The sequence below is a fragment of the Lancefieldella sp. genome, assembly GCF_057237245.1.
Map to the genome: position 1 here is coordinate 105,166 of NZ_DBHHJM010000004.1, position 18,169 is coordinate 123,334.

Below are 18,169 nucleotides of genomic sequence, written 5' to 3' on the forward strand. Positions count from 1 at the left end.
CAACTCCTCAACAAGTGGGCAAAATCAGCGTTTCTTTACAGAAGCTGATCAAGCGTTTCTCCGTACGAAGGTAGGAATTCTGTCATAAAATCGCGCACTTCTGGAAGAGAATCTGCTAAATCTTCAACAACTCCACGAGTTGAGGCTTCAGCGGTAATAAATTCTGAGTTTCCAGACTGAGCCTCCTCAATACACTTAATAAGTGCTGCAATCTTATCTGCAGCTTTAATAAGCTTTCTAAGATAAGCTTCACTCTCTGAAGCCTCAGTGCTGTGAGTAAGCACCTGAGCATAGGCATCTTGCAGGTCTTCTGGCAGTGTGGAGAGAATGGTTTTCTCGGCACGTGCCTCTACCTGATGATAGGCATCTCTAATCTCTGAATTAGCATACTTTACAGGCGTGGGCATATCTCCGGTGATAATCTCTGATGCATCGTGATATATACCAATAAGAGCTGCACGATCTGCGTCAAGATTTCTGTGATAGCGCACATTTGCAATAGTTGCTAGGCAGTGAGAAATAACGGCCACGTCAAGGGCGTGTTCAGCAAGACTTTCTGATCGAGAATTGCGCATAAGCGACCAGCGCTCAATGTAGCGCATGCGAGATATAAGTGCAAAAAAGCTGGACTGCGACGAAGAATTCTGAGACATTGCCCCTCCTTAATTTGTTTTCTCAACCTTACCACGGATACCGGACAAAAACTGTTTTGACACAACTATGCAATGTAGTCATAGCAAATATGAAGTAATCAAATGCTTTAGATGTTTATATGAAATTATTGATATCTGAACATCCGTTCATGGGTATTTTTGCTCCGCTTACCGGCAACTATGGCTAACTTATTCCAAAGGAGTTAACCCGGGCTTACTATGCAAGTAAACCTCGTCCGTTTAAAAGAAGTGAGCGGACAACAAAGGAAGGATGGGAAACATGAGTAAGTATGCTTTTGTAGGCGGCAAGCTCGTTGACGGTACTGGCGCTGCACCAGTTGAGGACTCCCTTGTCCTTATCGATGACGACAAGATTACCTATGCTGGTCCTCGCAAAGAGGTCCCAGAGGGATATGAGGTCCGTGACGCATCCGGTCATACCGTAATGCCTGGTCTTGTTGATACACACCTGCACTTCTCCGGCAACCTGACCGACAACGATAACGACTGGGTTATCGAGTCCGTTGCTCAGAAGCAGGCATGCGCAGTCAAGCAGGCTTATGACGCTCTTACCCACGGCCTTACCACTGTCGTTGAGATTGGTCGTAACGGTATTGCTATTCGCGACCTCGTTAACATGGGTATTATGCAGGGTCCTCGTATCTTTGCTACCGGCCTTGGCCTTTGCCGCGTTGCTGGTCATGGTGACTCTCACCACCTGCCACTGCAGATTTCCAAGGACGGACACCCTTGGGGCGACCAGGTAGACGGTCCATGGGAGCTTCGTAAGGCAATTCGTCGTCGTCTCCGTGAAGAGCCTGACGGCATTAAGATCTGGGCAACCGGTGGCGGCATTTGGCGTTGGGACTCCGACCGTCTGCAGCTCTTCTGCACCGAGGAGATTAAGGCAATTGCTGATGAGTGCGCACTGGTAGGCATTCCTCTGTACGCTCACTCCTACAATAACTTTGACGCTGCATATGACTGCGTCCGCTTTGGTTGCAAGCAGCTCATTCACGGCTTTGAGCTTGACGAGCGCACTATGAAGCTTATGGCTGAGCAGGGAACATACTTCACCCCAACCATCGGCTTCCTGCCAACTTGGTACGGAACTTATCCACCAGACTGGACTCCAGAGCTTGACGCATTCCCAGGTGAGACTGTTGTCGAGAAGGGCCTTGCACGCACCTACGCTAACCTGCGTAAGGCTTATGATATGGGCATCACCATTACCATCGGCTCTGACTCCTTCAGCTTTGTCACTCCTTACGGCTACGTCACCATCGATGAGATGTACGACTTTGTCGAGAAGGTTGGCATCTCCATCCTTGATACTGTTGCAGCTGCTACCTACAACGGCGCAAAGATGCTGGGCAAGGAGAACGAGTTTGGTGCTGTCAAGGAAGGCCTCTCCGCTGATATCCTTGTAGTCAAGGGCGACGTTGCTAACAACATCCGCGACCTCACGCCTGAGAACATGGACGTCATCATGAAGGAAGGCAAGATTATTGATCGCGGCAGCTTCTAAGCTTCCAGCTCGATAATTTGTAACGCGAAGGTTGGGCCCTGACTCACTTAAGCGTCAGGGCCCACTTTTACAAGCAAGAAGTTTATTCTTTGATATAAAAGTTTGACATTTGAAGGAGCTCACTATGTCTGAACCAAAGCAGGTGAAAATTGTGCTGCTTACCGGCTATTTAGGCGCAGGTAAGACCACTATTTTGAACCACATTCTCTCTAACACTGAAGGTATTCACGCAGCAGTCATTGTCAACGATATTGGCGAGATTAACGTTGATGCTGGTCTTATTAAAGACGGCGGCTACGCTAAAGAAGGCGACGTTATTCCTCTAACTAATGGTTGCCTCTGCTGCACCCTTTCTAATGACTTGGCACTTCAGTTGGGTGATTTGGCCGATACCGAGGAGTTTGACTACATCATTATTGAGGCTTCGGGCATCTGCGAGCCAATCCCCATTACCTATAACATTTCTGCATTCTGCAATCAGAGCCAGCATGCAACTAACCACTCTCACCTCAACCTTGATAACATCGTCGCAGTTGTTGACTGTGCTCGCATGTTTGAGGAGTTCCACAACGGCGCCGATCTTCTCGACCCAGACATTGAAGAGGACGACATCGAGAACCTGCTTATTCAGCAGATTGAGTTCTGCTCTACGCTGGTGCTCAACAAGACCGATCTGGTTACTCCAGAGCAGCTTCACGAGCTCAAGGCGCTTGTTCGCGGCCTGCAGAAAGACGCCGTTATTGTTGAGGCGGTCAACGGTGACATTCCAATGAGCGAGCTTATCAATACGGGCCGTTTTGACTTTGACAAGGCCTACGCCTCCGCTGCTTGGATGGATGCAATGGAACACCCTGAGGAGCACGAGGACCCAGAGGTTTTGGAGTACGAGATTACTACCTTTGTGTATCGCCGCCGTCAGCCATTTGACCTGGACAAACTTAACCAGTTTGTGGCTAGCTGGCCAAAGAATATCATCCGCGTCAAGGGTAGCATCTGGATTTCGCAAGACCCCGAGATGAGCTACGTATTTGAGCAGGCTGGCAAGCAGGTCCAGTTCTACGAGAACGGCATGTTCTACGCATCGCTGCCAGAGGATGAGCGAGAAACCCTTCTTGACGAGAAACCCGAGCTACGCGCAGAATGGGATGATGAACTGGGCGATCATCAAACAAAGCTGTGCTTCATTGGCCGTCATATGAACCATGAAGAAATTGAAACCGGTCTGGATGCATGCCTTACTGAGTATGTTCCTGACGAGTTTGACTACTAGCGTTTTCAGCGCCAAGAGCTCCGGCGCTTGAGACGAGGGACCCAGTTTATCCGGGTCCCTTTTTTAGGTTAGAGGTGCCTAATGACCAAGATTGAGCAGCTTAAAGACTGGATTCAGTCGTCAGATAACATTGTTTTCTTTGGTGGCGCAGGCGTGTCAACGGAAAGCGGTATTCCTGATTTTAGGGGTACTAACGGTCTGTATCGCCAGGGCGGTATCAAAGTAGAAAACATGACCATTGGCCTGGGCCAAGACGGCTATGACATGGGAAAAGAAGCCTACGACCTGGGAAATGGAGTAACGGTTGACCCCGATAACGAGGAGTCTTTTGCCTACAGCAAGGCGCCAGACTTTACGCTTGAAGAGATCTTCTCGCTTGATGTGTTTTTAGATTATCCCGCAGCGTATTACACGTATTTTAGAAACTCTCATCATTTGGGGGAGGCTCAGCCAAACATTGCTCACAAGTGGCTGGCAGACTTGGAAGCTGCGGGAAAGTTGCGCGCGGTGGTAACGCAAAACATCGACGGACTGCATCAAGCCGCTGGTAGCAAGCGTGTGTTTGAACTCCACGGCAACGAGACGCGTTTTTATTGTCCCGAGTGCGGCCACACCTACACGCTTGATCAGATTGAAGGGCAGTCGTCTGTGGTGCCGCTCTGTCAATGCGGCGCAGTTATTAGGCCTGATATCGTCTTTTACGGAGAGGGCCTTGATATGGACACGGTCTACGGCGCGCTGAATGCTATCTCACAAGCGGAGGTTCTTGTGGTTGCAGGGAGTTCGCTGGTAGTACAGCCTGCCGCCGGTCTTCTCGACTACTACGAGGGCAACAAAATGGTCATTATCAACGACCAACCTACGCCGTACGATGGTCGCGCCAATCTGGTGATCAGAGACAGAATTGGCGCCGTCATAGAACAGCTCCTGTAGAAAAACGCCTACCCGCAATGAACTGCCTCCCATTTCTTAGACACGAGAAATAGAAAGCAGTTCAAAACACACCTAAGTCGGATAATCTGCAAAAAAGACGTATACATGACGCAGAAATTACCTCAAACGTGCAGATTATCTTCATTAGATGTGTAAAATGCCCTCATCTGAGCAGATTATCCGACTTAGGTGTGTTCCGTAGATACAGAATTTATCGATAGTTAAATTTCTTATATAAGTCTATTCATGTTTAAGCATATTAGATGAAGTTTATACATGAAGATGCATATCAGGCAGTGTGGCCACCTAGCTGCCTAGCTATCTTGATTAGGAACATGTCGATTCTTCAGCAGAACCTACCAAAGCTGCGCTATTTTGTACGCCAGGCCTAAAAGCCAACGTTAACACGCTACAGAATCATAATCACCTACATATGAACTGCCTCCCATTTCTTATGTCCAAGAAATGGGAGGCAGTTCACAAGTGCGCAGGTAGGCGTTACTCATTTAAACAATAGCGAGAAACCCGACGCGCGAGAAACCCGACGCGCGAGAAACCCGACGCGCGAGAAACCCGTGTTAGTTGGCGGCTTCCTCGGCGAGCGTCTGAAGCGTTGCCATGAGAGATGGAACAACCTGCTTCTTACGGCTGACAACACCTGGAAGAACAGCAATGTTGCCATCAACCTTTACGTTAAAGGCGCGCTCGATGACATTGGCAGCGTTTGCACCGTAGAAGAGCATCTCGGTGACCTGGCTCTTTACGTCGGTGAACATGTAGAAGACCATTGGGAGCTCTTCGGACTTAGCAGCTGTCTCCAAGAATGGTCCAACAAGTTCCTCAGCAGCCTTGCGACTGGACTCGGTCATGAAGGAGCCCTGGCCAACGCCAAACTTTACGCCGCCACGGCTGAATACCTTGTAGTCACCATGGAAGACTTCTTCTGCAGTACGACCAGTGAGGTCTGCGCCAGCGTCAAACATTTGCTCAGAGTAAGCGTCAATGTCTTCTCCGCAAATCTCTGCAAGCTTTTTACCAGCAACAATGTCGCGCTCGGTGCAGGTAGGGGAGCGGAATGCAAGGGTGTCGGAAAGAATTGCAGAGAGCATGAGGCCAGCAATATTCTTTGGAATCTCGATGCCGTACTCGTGGTAGAGGCCATAGATGATGGTGCAGGTGCAGCCAACAGGGACGTTTCTAAAGGTAATTGGGTTAGAAGTCTCAATGGAGCCGATGCGGTGGTGATCAACAATCTCCATGATCTCTGCCTGCTCAAGACCATCAACTGCCTGAGTGCGCTCGTTGTGGTCAACAAGAATGACATGCTTCTTGCGAGGGTTCAAAAGACCAGGACCGCTGATAAGACCTGCAAAGGTGCCGTTCTCGTTGATAACAGGGAAGAAGCGGTGCCTTGAGTTGGTCATTTCCTTACGAGCATCATCAATTGCGGTGTTGACGCTGAACTTAAGGATGTCGTCAGTGAGCATCTTCTCACGGACAGGCATAGACATGATAAGCAGGCGAGCTACCTCAAAGGTATCGCGAGGAGTGCTGATAATAGCGCAATCACGCTTTTTAGCCAGGTCAATGACGTCCTGAGCAATTGGAGCATCGCAAGAGACAATAAGGCAGGAAGCGCCGTGCTCAACTGCGATAGTCTGGTTCTCATGGTTGCCAGCAACAACAATGATATCGCCAGCATCAACAATCTCTGAAAGGGCGGAAGCGCTGGTACCAACGCGAATATTGCCCTGCTTAACAACGCCCTGAGGATCACCAAGAACCATGGTGCCGCCAAGCGTAGAAACGATATTTTCATAGCTTGTCTTAGCCTTAGAGAGCAGGTTTGGCTCGGAAAGGCTCATGTTTGCATTTGCAATATCTTTAACGGCAATCAGGCCGGTAAGCTCTTCTTCCTCATCAGTAACGCAGAGTGTATCAAGCTTAACGTCCTGCATAAGCTGCCAAGCAGCATAGAGGCTCATTCCAGCATCAACTTTTGGCTGAGCCTGAATCTCTGCATCTTTAATCTGAGGAGTAACCGTAGTAATAAGCTGCGGCTCTTCAAAGCCAAAGTGATTTAAAACAAAGGCGGTCTCACGGTTGAGTGAGCCAGCGCGACGAGCTTCATAGATAGGGTTATCAATCTGATTTTTGAGATACGCATAAGAAATTGCAGCACAAATGCTGTCTGTATCTGGGTTCAAATGGCCAATGATGTTTACTTTACGAATTGCTTCCGCCATCTTCGCCTCCCTGGTAATGTCGATGATGTAACTTTCTAATTAGAACACACTTTAGTAAGCACATTTTGTTTCTTTTTTAATACCACCTTGTAGTGTACCCCTCTATCTTTTTACTTAGAACAGGAAATCGCAGAAAAACAGCGGGCGTACCTGTGAATCTGGTAAATGTGTATAGGACAAATGACAATTCAAAAGTTGAAGGAAATTAGTACAATGAAATAGTTAACAAATCGATTGAATTGGAATACCTAGTGAGTTCTCCTACGCGTTTTTCTGCTAAAAAAAGAAACGCTCGTCATATGGTTAAAGCAGCACACGTCCCTGAGTCTTCATCTGAGGCAAGGGAAGTTGCACCTGTAGAAGCACCTCAGGCTCCCGTAGAGAAGGCTGATACTACGGCAAGTCCAGTGGCCTCTCTGCAGACTACATCTGAGCAGCTTTCGTCTGCTTTTGCGTCGTTTGCGCAGCGTAAGCCTGCAGAAAAGCCTGCATCGCAGCTCGCGGAAAAGCCTACGGAAAAGCCTGCTGCACAGCTTGTAGACAACACGCGATCTAAGGTTGCGCCAGAAAAAAAGAGACGACAGAAAACGTCTCTATCTTCACGTAAAAACATTCGTGTGGAGAAGCGCCATCGCAATCAAGCAGATCCTGAGCCAGAACAGCGTCCTTCTCGCCCCGTGAGTGCGAGTAGAAAAAGGCTGGAGCTGGTAAGTGTTGTTGCTATTTTGGTGCTCGCGGTCCTCTCGATTGTTTTGGTTAACCGACCAAGCACAAAAACGCTGGTATTTGGCAACAATCAGGTGACGTATACCGGCACCACCATTCAGGGAAAGATGAATGGACAAGGCAAGATGACCTTTGAAAACGGTGATACCTACGAGGGAGAATTTGTCGACGGGTATTTCCAAGGTACGGGAACGTACACCTCAGTAGATGGCTGGACGTACGAAGGTCAGTTTGTAAAAGGCCAGGCAGACGGCCAGGGAAAGCTCACTACGCAAGACAGCATTGTGTACGAAGGAACTTTTAAGCAAGGGATTTATCAAAGTGCGAATTAAATGGTTTTCGCTTGTACGTATAACAGGACTTGTTCTGGTCCTTATATATCACTTTTTTAAGGACGCGCTTCCAGGCGGCTTCATTGGCGTCGACGTATTCTTTACGTTCTCGGGCTATCTCATCACAGCTCTTTTGATTGACGAGTTTGTTCGCTTTAGATCTATTGACGTCATTGGATTTTTGCGCAGGCGATTCTACAGAATTGTGCCGCCGCTTGTGTTTATGGTGCTTGTGTGCACGCCATTTCTTTTGCTTGTGCGTACCGAGTTTATCGCCGGCATTAAGTATCAGATTGCCGCAGCTCTTGGCTTTGTAACTAACTACTTCGAGATTGTTCTGGGCAACAGCTACGAGAACCAATTTGCTCCTCATGTGTATCTGCACACCTGGAGTCTTGCTGTTGAAATGCACTTTTATGTGCTTTGGGGCCTGTGCGCTTGGCTGCTTGCTTGCCTCAGCAAAACAATCAGAAGCTATAAGGTAAAGATTGCCGGAGCTTCTCTGGTGCTGCTGGTTGCTACCTATTTGGCAATGGCCACAGGTGCATCCACCTCTACAAATCTTTCTATCCAGTACTTCTCAACGCAAACGCACGTGTTCCCCTTCTTTATTGGTGCACTGTTGGCGTGCGTTGCAGGAATTGCTCAAACGGGCGAGCTCTTTGACCAGCTTGAGCAGAAGCTTTCAACGCAACTGACGCTCGCGGGCCTTGTAGCAAGCTGCGGCGTTCTTGTCTTCTTGAGCGTCTTTATGCACTTCGAGGACCTCTTTACGTACACCTTTGGTTTCCTTTTTGCCTCGCTCGCAGCAGCCGCAATGATTTTCTTTGCTCGCATGCTGCATCAAAAAACCGAGGGCATCCAGGAGCCTGGAATTGTTTCTTTTGTGGCAGATACCAGCTACGGCGTGTACCTGTTCCACTGGCCTTTGTACATTATTTTTGCCGAGAAGACCAATCCTGTCCTAGCTGCACTCTTAACCTTGGTACTTTCGTTTGTGTTTGCAAGCTGCTCGTTCTATGTACTTGAGCCAGCGCTGGCAGGGAAGTCCCCAGAGATTTTCTCGCGCATCAAGCTTGATGGTCAGAAGGTTTTGCGAGGTACCGGCCTTGCGCTTATTCCTTTTGCTGCGGCCGTCGCCTTTATTGCGCTAACCGCTCCACAGCTGAGCGATTTCCAGAACGATCTGCTGCTCAACGCTTCGTTACAGGAGCAGAGCACCATGACCATGACTCGCAAGCATGCGGATACCTCGCAGGCAAGCAACTACAACGTTGTTGAGGGAGTCACCTACATTGGCGATTCTGTTTCGCTGCGTGCTCGTTCTTACCTGCAGGATGCGCTGCCCGATGCTCAAATCGACGCTTCGGTTAGTAGAAACGTGGCGATGGGCGTAGATTTGCTGCAGTCTGCGATTGACAATAACACCCTCTACCAGGACGTTGTTGTTGCCCTGGGCACAAATCCTGTTGGCGGCTCCGATGCAGTGGACAAGATTGTAGACATGCTGCCGCGAGGCCATCGTTTGATCTTTGTGACTCCGTACGACGGTAGAAACTCCGATCCAAATGCTGGAGCAAATGCTATTCGCGCGCACGAGCTTGAGCTTGCTCAACAGTACGACTTCATTACCATTGCGGATTGGGCTCAGGTTGCTCAGGATAATCCTGACATTTGGGCAGGTACTGACTACGTTCACTTTGGCTCTGATTCAGATTCCATTAATCGTGGTGGCACCTTGTACGCGCAGATGGTCAAAGACGCCGTAGATAAAGCAAATCAGGGCCACGTCAAACCTTAAAAGCCCAGGCTACGCCATAAAAGGCTACGCTGAACTGCAGAGGTCAGGTCAAACCCACAAAGGCTACGTCAACTACAGTTTATTGCCATTCTTCCAGCTCGTTTGTGACGTGCAGTTGAATGGCAATTTGCATTTCGAGTGTGCTAGATGGCTTGGAAATCTGGTAATCCTCGCGACAAACCGTCTGAAGACGGCAATTTAGTGCAAGTCATGATTGCAATTTATGGCTTAATTCATTTTCATGTATAAATAATGTTCGATATACGTAATGATGAATAACAATACATAAATAGTTTAACTACCACTATTTTCAAGCCTTCAACAACACACCTATGTCAGATAATCTGCTAAATCCGGGGCGAAAAACACACCTAAGTCAAATAATCTGCAAGATATAGAGGTTTTGAGTGCAATGTATACGCTTTTTGAGCAGATTATCTGACTTAGGTGTGTTTTCGTGTTTTGCAACCGCACCCGCGCGCCTCGTGACGCGCTCGCGCACCCCGCAGCGCACCCGCGCGCCCTCTTTTCCTGCTCCTTCTACTGTGGAGTCCTCGCAATATTTCATTAGAATGGACTATGTGAATATTTCATCTGACAGCCCCTTAAGGAGGAGCACATGGCAGAGTTTGTCTATCAGATGTACAAGGCCCGTAAAGCAGTCGGTGAGAAGGTCATTCTTGACGACGTCACCGTCGGCGTGTACCCAGGTGCAAAAATCGGCGTTGTGGGCCCAAACGGCATGGGAAAGTCTACGCTGCTCAAGGTTATCGCCGGCATGGAGGACGTCTCCAACGGCGAGGCTAAGCTAACCCCAGGTTACACCGTTGGACTGCTCCAGCAGGAGCCACCGCTGGATGAAACCAAAACAGTCAAGGAGAACATCGAGCTCGCCTTCGGTGACCTGCTTGCTAAGATCGCGCGCTTCAACGAGATCGGCGTTGAGATGGGCAACCCTGATGCTGATTTTGACGCGCTGATGGCAGAGATGGGCCAGCTCCAGACCGAGATTGACGCAGCTAACGGCTGGGACTTGGACAGCCAGCTCTCCCAGGCCATGGACGCGCTGCAGTGCCCGGATCCAGACTCTTCCGTCACTCATCTCTCTGGTGGCGAGAAACGCCGTGTAGCCCTGTGTCGTCTGCTTCTCGAGGCTCCTGACCTGCTGCTTCTTGACGAGCCCACCAACCACCTTGACGCGGAGTCGGTGCTCTGGCTTGAGAAGTTCCTGCATGATTACCCCGGCGCTGTCATGGCCGTCACGCACGATCGCTACTTCCTCGACGACGTCGCTGAGTGGATCTGCGAGGTTGACCGCGGACAGCTCTATCCTTACGAGGGAAACTACTCAACTTACCTGGAGAACAAGGCAGCTCGCCTTGAGGCTCAAAACCAGCAGGACGCCAAACGTGCAAAGAAAATGCGCGCTGAGCTGGAGTGGGTTCGTTCGTCTCCTAAGGCTCGCCAGGCAAAGAACCGCGCGCGTCTTGATCGCTATGAGCAGATGGAAGCAGAAGCTCGTGCATCCAAGAAGCTCGACTTCACCGAGATTCAGATTCCTGTTGGTCCGCGTCTGGGCCAGAAGGTCCTGGAGGCCGATCACATCCACAAGGCCTTTGGAGACCGCGTTCTTATCGATGACCTCTCGTTTAGCTTGCCAAGAAACGGCATCGTTGGCGTGATTGGCCCTAACGGTGTCGGTAAATCCACGCTGTTCAAGGCTATTGTTGGCCAGGAGGAGCTCACTTCTGGCACACTTGAGATCGGCGAGACCGTCCAGATTTCTTACGTTGACCAGCTGAGGCAGGGGATCGATCCGGACAAGACTATCTGGGAGGTTGTCTCCGACGGAAACGACTTCATCAAGGTGGGAGACACGGAGATTCCAAGCCGTGCCTATGTGGCCAGCTTCGGCTTCAAAGGACCTGACCAGCAGAAACGCGCTGGTGTCCTTTCTGGTGGCGAGAGGAACCGTCTAAACCTTGCCCTTACGCTCAAGCAGGGCGGAAACCTCCTGCTTCTGGACGAGCCTACCAATGACCTCGATATTGAGACGCTGGAAAGCCTTGAGGATGCACTTGAGCGCTTCCCAGGATGCTCGGTAGTAACCAGCCACGACCGCTGGTTCTTGGACCGCATTGCTACGCACATTCTTGCGTGGGAGGGTGACGACGAGAACCCGGGTAAATGGTTCTGGTTTGAGGGCAACTTTGAGGCTTACCAGGCCAATCGTATCGAAAGACTTGGTCAGGAGGCTGCTCGTCCTCATCGCATTCACCGCAAGCTCACCCGCGACTAACGTATAGGTGGCGCAAGCGCAGCGCATTCAAATAGAAGATAAAAATAGTAACTATTTTTATCATTAAGATTTTGTGCAATCTGTTTAAGAGACTAACAACTGGGTATTAAAAATGAGAAGCCAAAGAGCTTCTCATTTTTTATGAGAAAACATTGTTATGAGGAAAGAGAAGAACATGGCACTTGACACAAACGTTGGTAACATCCTTACTCAGCAGATCAACAAAGAGTTTTATTCCGCTTATCTGTATCTAACCTTTGCAGATTTCTATGAGGAGCAGGGCCTGAAGGGCTTCGCAAACTGGTATGTCATCCAGTCTCAGGAAGAGCTTGCTCACGCACGTATTCTTCGTCGCTACCTGCTTGATAACGATTGGACTCCAACCATGGAGGCAATCGCAAAGCCAGACCTTACCTTCTCCAAGGTAGTTGAGCCAATCAAGGCGGCATACGAGCACGAGCAGTTCATTACCGCAAGTATTAACGAGTGCTATGCCGTTGCTCAGAAGGCAAACGATTTCCGCACTATGCAGCTGCTTGACTGGTACGTTAAGGAGCAGGGTGAGGAAGAGGCAAATGCTTCCGATCTTCTCAAGGCAGTAGAAATCTTTGGTGGAGATCCAAAGAACCTGTATGACCTTGACCGCGAGAACGCCGCTCGCGTCTTTGTCGCTCCAATTATGCCAATGTAAGCAGCAGCTTAAGCGCGACCCGCACGCAGGTGCGCGGCTTGCTCACAGCTTAGACGCTACAGTGGAGTTTCAATAGCCTCTGATTTGTTCGAAGAGGCGCCTGATAGCTCAGCAAAGATGGCACCGCCTATGATGCAGACGGTGCCTATTATTTTGAGAAGACCAAAAGGCTCGCCAAGAATAAGTGCTGAGAAAATAACTGCAGATAGTGGTTCAAGGTAGCCAAAGACTGCCACGCGCTGAACTGGAATCTTGGTAAGTTGTGGGAAATACAAAAATGATCCAAGGCCTGTGTTAAAGAGGCCGATGGTTAAAACGGCAAGCCAATTTACCGACGCTGGGTCCGCGGGCAGCTCAATGCCATGGAATACAACAGTAACTAGAGCAACAATAGCGCAGCCAAGGCCCAGCTGAATGCTGGTGCCTTCAATACCAGAAACATCTTTGAGCTGCCTGTTACAAATAACCATAACGGCATAAAGAACAGCAGAGAGAGCGCCTAGAAGAAGGCCAACTGGCGAGAGGTTCAGTCCAACTCCATAGCCAATAATAAGGGCAGCTCCAATAACAACTACAAGAAATCCTAGTATCTTTTTAGCAGTGAGTTTCTCGCCAAATAAAAGGGGAGAGAGCGCCATTACAATAACGGGACCGCAGTAATACTCAAGCGTTGCAATACCAACGCCTACCAGGCGATACGCCTCAAAAAGGAAGGTCCACTGAAGACCCAAGGCAATGCCTGATCCAATGAGCGCCTGGAAGTCCTTGGGGTAGTTTTGAATGGTAAAAGCCTCTTTTTGCACAAGCTTAACCGCGAGCAAAAAGAGCGTACCCAAAAGCATACGGAAGAAGACAATTTGGTAGCTAGGAAGATTGATAAAGCTTGCAACGATTCCGTTAGAACCGCAGATGATAAGCGCAATTAGGTAGAGCACGGTAGGTTTAAATGTGGCGTCTCTCATCGGCTACTCGCAAATTTCTGTATCCACGGACTGTGGAATTCTGTCGTTACAAATTACCTGGTAGAACAGTTTTTCTTGCTCTCGTTGATCGGAGGTCTGACCAAGCATCCACATAGTTTTTGCAACCAGGGCTTCGGTAGTCATATCGTCTCCAGAGAGAACGCCGGGCATATCTTGATAGGTTCTACCAACTTCATATACACCCAGGTCAAGACCCTCTTCAGGAACTTGTGTGGTAATAACTACGGTGCGACCAGACGCGATCCAATCGGTGATAGCTTCCTCAAAAGAGCCGTCGTATGAGGGGATGCCACCAATACCAAAGGTTTCAAGCACAATGGCGTCGTAGTCATTCTTCAGAAGGTAGAAGATAGATGGATTAAGCTCGGGGGTCAGTTTAAGCACAATGACACGCGTATTGAGCGTTTCATAGGTTGTAAGACCGCCATCTACCTGCTCTTCATTTGGCGCACTACGAATAATTTTGTTGCCACGGATGTGAGCAAGCGGTGGATAATTCATGCTCGTAAATGCATTGAAGCTCAGTGTGCGCTGTTTATGAGCGCGGGTGCCGGCAATAACCTCGTTGCCAAAAACCACCACAACTCCGGCGCTTCTGTCGTCGAGTGCGTAGAGAACGGAGTGGTAGAGGTTGAGCTTGGCGTCAGTAAACGGATTTGCCATTGGCTGTTGAGAGCCTGTGAGCACAATGGGTTTCTCGCTATTTTGGATGAGGTAGGAGAGGGCAGCGGCGGTATATGCCATGGTATCGGTGCCGTGAAGGATAATAAAGCCGTCGTAGGCATCGTACGACTCAATAATGGCGTTTCTGATCTGAAGCCAGTTTTGAGGACGCATATTGGTGCTATCGATATTCATGACTTGTTTGAAATCAAATTCGCAGAGGTCATGAACAAGAGGGACGTTGGCTAAAAGCTCTTCTCCTGAAAGTGAGGGAGCCAAGCCCGATTCAGTGGAAACAGAAGCAATAGTTCCTCCTGTTGCCATCAGTAAAAGTTTCTTCACACGTCCCCCATGAACTCCAATTGTGCAGACTTTACAGAAAATCAGTCTGTATAGCGCTTTATTGTAACGGGATAGATGCTTTTCAAGGCGAGAAAAGCAAAGTCGGTGTATTCTTTTTTCGGTAAACGAATCTTTTAGCAAGGATTGTTGATGGCAGAGAACAACCTCTTTGGTTTTGGTAAGAAAAAGCGTCCAGCTCAAGTTCCACCTACTGTCTCCCGTAATGGGGAGTCTTCTACCTCTCCGCGTGCGGTTCGAGGTCGTCACGCAGCTGTTGGAAGCCGTGCACAGGCACAGCGTAGGATGACGCAAGATCGCCCAACAAATCCCGTTAACCATGCCCGTGCAGATGCCGCTCGTGCACGTGGTCGAGCAAGAACTGTTTACGGCAATCACTATGGCACGCTCAACCCCAGAGATGAAGCTCAGGCAGCATATGCGGCTAGAAGACGTCGTTCTTCTCGCATGAGACTGGGTCGTGTGGCGCTGGCGGTATTGCTTGCAGCCATTATTCTGTGGGTTGTATTTACGCTAGTAAGTTCATGTAGCCCAGGAGGCGCTTTTGCGCATGCTCAGGCACTTGACCCTACCGTTACCCTGACTGGCTCTGTTAAGGTCGGATAGCCTTTTGAACTGCGGAGACTCCAGCGAACGTGTCTGCGCAATCTCCTGCGGACGCGACTAGCGGCTTCGGGCGTGGCAGCTCTATTTTGGGCTCTTACTTGTAGAGACGCGTGAGAAGTCCAAATTCAAATCAACTGAACCGGTAATACCGTCAACTTGTCCTGTTGAGGTGTATTGCCATATCAAAAAGTTAAAGTTTACGTCTGGCTGATCAACGTATTGTGCCAGCCAAATAGGCTCGTCAAGCGAGACCAGGTCAAAGCGATTTAGATCAACTTTGTTGCCATACACAATAACGCGGTATCCCGCTTCTTGAATAGTGGTGCAAAACGCGCGCGCAATAGCGTTAGTTTCTGCAGGGGAAAGGTTGTCGGCGCGGCCGCTGTAATCGGGAGAAGGCTCCAGGTCAAACGCAACAGGGAGAGCAAGCTTTGTAACTCCCGCTTCCCTTAGCTGCTGCAGAACAAAAGCAGCCTCCTCGCGAGCTTCTTCCACGTTAATAGCCTGCGAGAAGAAGTACACACCTACATCAAGACCAGCGCTTTGCGCACCCTTTAGGTTGGTTTCAAACAGCTCATCCGCGCGAATACCACCCTCGGTGGAGCCTCGGTAACCAATGCGAAGCATGGCAAACTGAATGTTATCGGCAGCAACAGCTTCCCAGTCAATAAAACCCTGGTGAGAAGAGACGTCAACGCCTGTGCGTGTGAGCTCTTCTCCATCCACCACATAATGCGCACGTCCCGTTGCATCATAGGTGAGGTTTTCCCACTCATAGGGGACCTCGTTTTTGATAATCAGGTTGTTGTCAAAAGAGAGGGAGAAAAGTCCCTGGCACGATTGCAACAATGCCAGCACAAATACAATGGCCAGCGTAATGAGTCCCCAGGTAACAACAGGATTATTCTGGGAATTTTGCTCAAGTATATGCATCGCCCGCTGCTTACGTTTTGAAGCGTTTGCAGAAGCAGGTGTATGTTTAGTTTTAGAACGAGTCGTAGAGTTTCTCGTTTTCTTGCTTTTATGTGAGCTCTTAAAAATCACTGGTGAAAGAATTGTCCTTGTTCAAAAATTGGCTCGCAACACACGTTAATGCCCAGCTTGTGATAGATGGACTCGTCATCGCTTGGAATAATTGACGAGAAATACGCGTCGCATCCATGGAGTAGTTGGGTGGCATCAACGGCTTTTCCGGCCAATGGGTTGGTAATTGAGCTGATGGAGAGCGCAATGAGCATCTCATCAGCGCAGAGGCTGGTGCGAGCCAGCTTAAAGTTGTTCTCTTTTAGTGCGCAAATAGGCCTTAGGACCTCATCTGAGACAATAAACGTCTTCTTCTCAATACCAACTACGTATTTGAGGGCGTTGAGCAAAAGCGACGCTGGCGCACCTAACAGCTCCGAAGTCTTGCCGGTAATAATGGTGCCGTCAGGCATAACCATGGCACCCGCAAGCTTTCCTGTCTCTTCTGCTTTGTGCAGACAAGCTGCATGAGCTGGCGAGAAGTTCTGGTCAACGTTAACGTCTTTCATCAAGAGATTAATCTTTGTGAGTTCACGCTCACCCATGCCCGTACGCTCGAGTTTCTCGGCAGCCCTAAACCACCTGCGTACAATCTCTGCCTTGGAAGCTTCCTGGCAAACCTCATCATCAATAATGCAGTTGCCAACCATATTGACACCCATATCGGTTGGAGACTGATACGGGCTGGTACCTGCGATTTTCTCCATCATGGCCTTGAGCACAGGAAAAGCCTCAACGTCGCGGTTGTAGTTAACGGTAACTTTGCCGTGAGCCTCAAGGTGATACGGATCGATGATGTTGTTGTCGCCCAAATCTGCCGTAGCTGCCTCGTAGGCAACGTTTACGGGGTGCTTGAGCGGAAGGTTCCAAACGGGGAAGGTCTCAAATTTTGCGTAACCTGCGCGGACTCCACGGGCGTTCTCGTTGTAGAGCTGCGAGAGGCAGACAGCAAGCTTGCCTGAGCCAGGACCAGGTGCTGTCACAACAACCAGAGGATGCGTAGTCTTTACGTACTCGTTTTTACCGTAGCCCTCCGCCGAGACGATAAGGTCAATATTGGAGGGGTAGCCCTCAATGGGGTAGTGGCGGTACACGGCAATGCCCATGTTTTCTAGGCGCGCACGATAGGCCTTTGCCTTTGGCTGACCAGAGTACTGCGTAATGACAACGCCGCCAATGGCAAGGCCGCGAGCACGGAAGATGTCCATAAGCCTCAACACGTCATCGGCATAGGTAACGCCAATATCGCTTCTGCGCTTGCCGTTTTCAATGTCGTTTGCGTTGATGGCAAAGACAACCTCTGCCTCGTGAGCAAGCTGCTGAAGCATCTGAGCTTTTGCGTCTGGAGCAAATCCAGGGAGGATGCGAGAAGCGTGGTTGTCGTCGAGCAGTTTACCGCCAAACTCAAGGTAGAGCTTGCCGCCAAATTCACTGATACGCTGGTGGATTCGATCCGCCTGCATAGTGATGTACTTCTCGTTATCAAAGCCGATACGCATGCGTCCTCCTGCCAAGATTTACTGTAGAAATTGTATCATCAAGCGCAGACTTCCTATACGCTATAAGCTATACAGAAAACAAATAAACAACCAAGGAGTTGTGTATGGATAGCAAGTTTTCACAAACACCTTCTCGTGGCGAGAAGTTCAAAGAGCTGGCACTGAGTGCCTTGCGTGCATTTGGTTATGGTTGTCTTACAGCAGCTGGAATGAGTGCTGTTATCTTTGCATTTGCGTACTTTACCAGTGGTATGGATATGTTTACGGGCATCGACTGGGTGCGCCGTGTTATGTACGTCATTTCTTCTTTGGGAATTATTGCTTGCGGCGTTGGTCTGCTCTTTAGTGGAAAAGAGTACGAGGACCGTCAGATGGGCTTTACGCGCGATATTGATGACCCCATCAGCCTTAAAGAAGGAAAGCTTGATCCTCGTATTTCAAAAATCGAGACCAATCACCTTTCTTGGCAGGCAGCAATCCTTTATGCCTCAATTGGTATGTTTGTAGTTACCACTATCTTTGACGAGGTTATGAGCCATACCTTCTTGATGTAGGT

15 protein-coding genes are annotated in these 18,169 nt (G+C 49.3%); 9 read left to right on the top strand and 6 right to left on the bottom strand.

Annotated features, from left to right (window positions below):
- Positions 1 to 35 precede the first annotated feature (35 nt).
- Positions 36 to 653, bottom strand: a complete 618-nt coding sequence (gene yfbR / locus ACO5GU_RS04775; protein ID WP_314006936.1) for a 5'-deoxynucleotidase — start codon at positions 651 to 653, stop codon at positions 36 to 38.
- A 280-nt stretch (positions 654 to 933) separates the two neighbouring features.
- On the opposite strand from yfbR, the gene ACO5GU_RS04780 reads away from it, so the two are divergent.
- From ACO5GU_RS04780 to ACO5GU_RS04790, 3 genes are all read left to right on the top strand, one after another.
- Entirely contained in the window at positions 934 to 2,181 is a 1,248-nt protein-coding gene (locus ACO5GU_RS04780; RefSeq protein ID WP_081933327.1) for a metal-dependent hydrolase family protein, read from the top strand.
- 124 nt (positions 2,182 to 2,305) lie between these two features.
- Positions 2,306 to 3,451, top strand: a complete 1,146-nt coding sequence (locus ACO5GU_RS04785; RefSeq protein ID WP_484825338.1) for a CobW family GTP-binding protein — start codon at positions 2,306 to 2,308, stop codon at positions 3,449 to 3,451.
- 81 nt (positions 3,452 to 3,532) lie between these two features.
- The gene (locus tag ACO5GU_RS04790; protein WP_484930324.1) at positions 3,533 to 4,384 is read left to right on the top strand and encodes an SIR2 family NAD-dependent protein deacylase; all 852 of its coding nucleotides are present in this window, start codon (positions 3,533 to 3,535) and stop codon (positions 4,382 to 4,384) included.
- Positions 4,385 to 4,962: 578 nt separating this feature from the next.
- On the opposite strand, the gene ACO5GU_RS04795 is transcribed toward ACO5GU_RS04790, so the two are convergent.
- Entirely contained in the window at positions 4,963 to 6,630 is a 1,668-nt protein-coding gene (locus ACO5GU_RS04795) for a putative manganese-dependent inorganic diphosphatase (RefSeq protein ID WP_484930325.1), read from the bottom strand.
- A gap of 251 nt (positions 6,631 to 6,881) precedes the next feature.
- Here ACO5GU_RS04795 and ACO5GU_RS04800 point away from each other — a divergent pair, with 251 nt between their 5' ends.
- The 4 genes from ACO5GU_RS04800 to ACO5GU_RS04815 all read left to right on the top strand — a co-directional run bounded on the left by ACO5GU_RS04800 (position 6,882) and on the right by ACO5GU_RS04815 (position 12,479).
- Positions 6,882 to 7,688 carry an MORN repeat-containing protein gene (locus tag ACO5GU_RS04800; RefSeq protein ID WP_484930326.1) on the top strand — a complete coding sequence of 269 codons (807 nt, stop codon included), beginning with the start codon at positions 6,882 to 6,884 and terminating at the stop codon, positions 7,686 to 7,688.
- Positions 7,678 to 9,489: an acyltransferase family protein gene (locus ACO5GU_RS04805; protein WP_484930327.1), complete on the top strand. Its 1,812-nt coding sequence runs from the start codon at positions 7,678 to 7,680 to the stop codon at positions 9,487 to 9,489. Before ACO5GU_RS04800 ends, ACO5GU_RS04805 begins: the two co-directional genes overlap by 11 nt.
- A gap of 619 nt (positions 9,490 to 10,108) precedes the next feature.
- Positions 10,109 to 11,788 (top strand): energy-dependent translational throttle protein EttA, encoded by a 1,680-nt coding sequence (gene ettA, locus ACO5GU_RS04810; protein WP_484825344.1) that lies wholly within the window; start codon positions 10,109 to 10,111, stop codon positions 11,786 to 11,788.
- A gap of 175 nt (positions 11,789 to 11,963) precedes the next feature.
- Positions 11,964 to 12,479 (top strand): ferritin, encoded by a 516-nt coding sequence (locus tag ACO5GU_RS04815; RefSeq protein ID WP_484866632.1) that lies wholly within the window; start codon positions 11,964 to 11,966, stop codon positions 12,477 to 12,479.
- A gap of 56 nt (positions 12,480 to 12,535) precedes the next feature.
- Here the strand turns inward: ACO5GU_RS04815 and ACO5GU_RS04820 are convergent, their stop codons facing one another.
- Together ACO5GU_RS04820 and ACO5GU_RS04825 are read right to left on the bottom strand one after the other, a co-directional pair.
- Entirely contained in the window at positions 12,536 to 13,441 is a 906-nt protein-coding gene (locus tag ACO5GU_RS04820) for a DMT family transporter (protein ID WP_484930328.1), read from the bottom strand.
- Between the two features lie 3 nt (positions 13,442 to 13,444).
- Positions 13,445 to 14,467, bottom strand: a complete 1,023-nt coding sequence (locus ACO5GU_RS04825; RefSeq protein WP_484930329.1) for an asparaginase — start codon at positions 14,465 to 14,467, stop codon at positions 13,445 to 13,447.
- A 150-nt stretch (positions 14,468 to 14,617) separates the two neighbouring features.
- Between ACO5GU_RS04825 and ACO5GU_RS04830 the strand changes: the two genes are divergently transcribed.
- Positions 14,618 to 15,091, top strand: coding sequence for a hypothetical protein (locus tag ACO5GU_RS04830; protein ID WP_484930330.1), 474 nt, complete (start codon positions 14,618 to 14,620; stop codon positions 15,089 to 15,091).
- A gap of 81 nt (positions 15,092 to 15,172) precedes the next feature.
- Here ACO5GU_RS04830 and ACO5GU_RS04835 read toward each other — a convergent pair whose 3' ends face one another.
- Both ACO5GU_RS04835 and ACO5GU_RS04840 read right to left on the bottom strand, forming a co-directional pair.
- Positions 15,173 to 16,024 (bottom strand): glycoside hydrolase family 25 protein, encoded by an 852-nt coding sequence (locus ACO5GU_RS04835; protein ID WP_484930331.1) that lies wholly within the window; start codon positions 16,022 to 16,024, stop codon positions 15,173 to 15,175.
- A gap of 107 nt (positions 16,025 to 16,131) precedes the next feature.
- Entirely contained in the window at positions 16,132 to 17,613 is a 1,482-nt protein-coding gene (locus ACO5GU_RS04840) for a DUF1846 domain-containing protein (protein WP_484821065.1), read from the bottom strand.
- Between the two features lie 104 nt (positions 17,614 to 17,717).
- On the opposite strand from ACO5GU_RS04840, the gene ACO5GU_RS04845 reads away from it, so the two are divergent.
- On the top strand, positions 17,718 to 18,167 hold the full coding sequence (locus ACO5GU_RS04845; RefSeq protein WP_035428323.1) for a hypothetical protein: 450 nt from the start codon (positions 17,718 to 17,720) through the stop codon (positions 18,165 to 18,167).
- Positions 18,168 to 18,169: the final 2 nt, after the last annotated feature.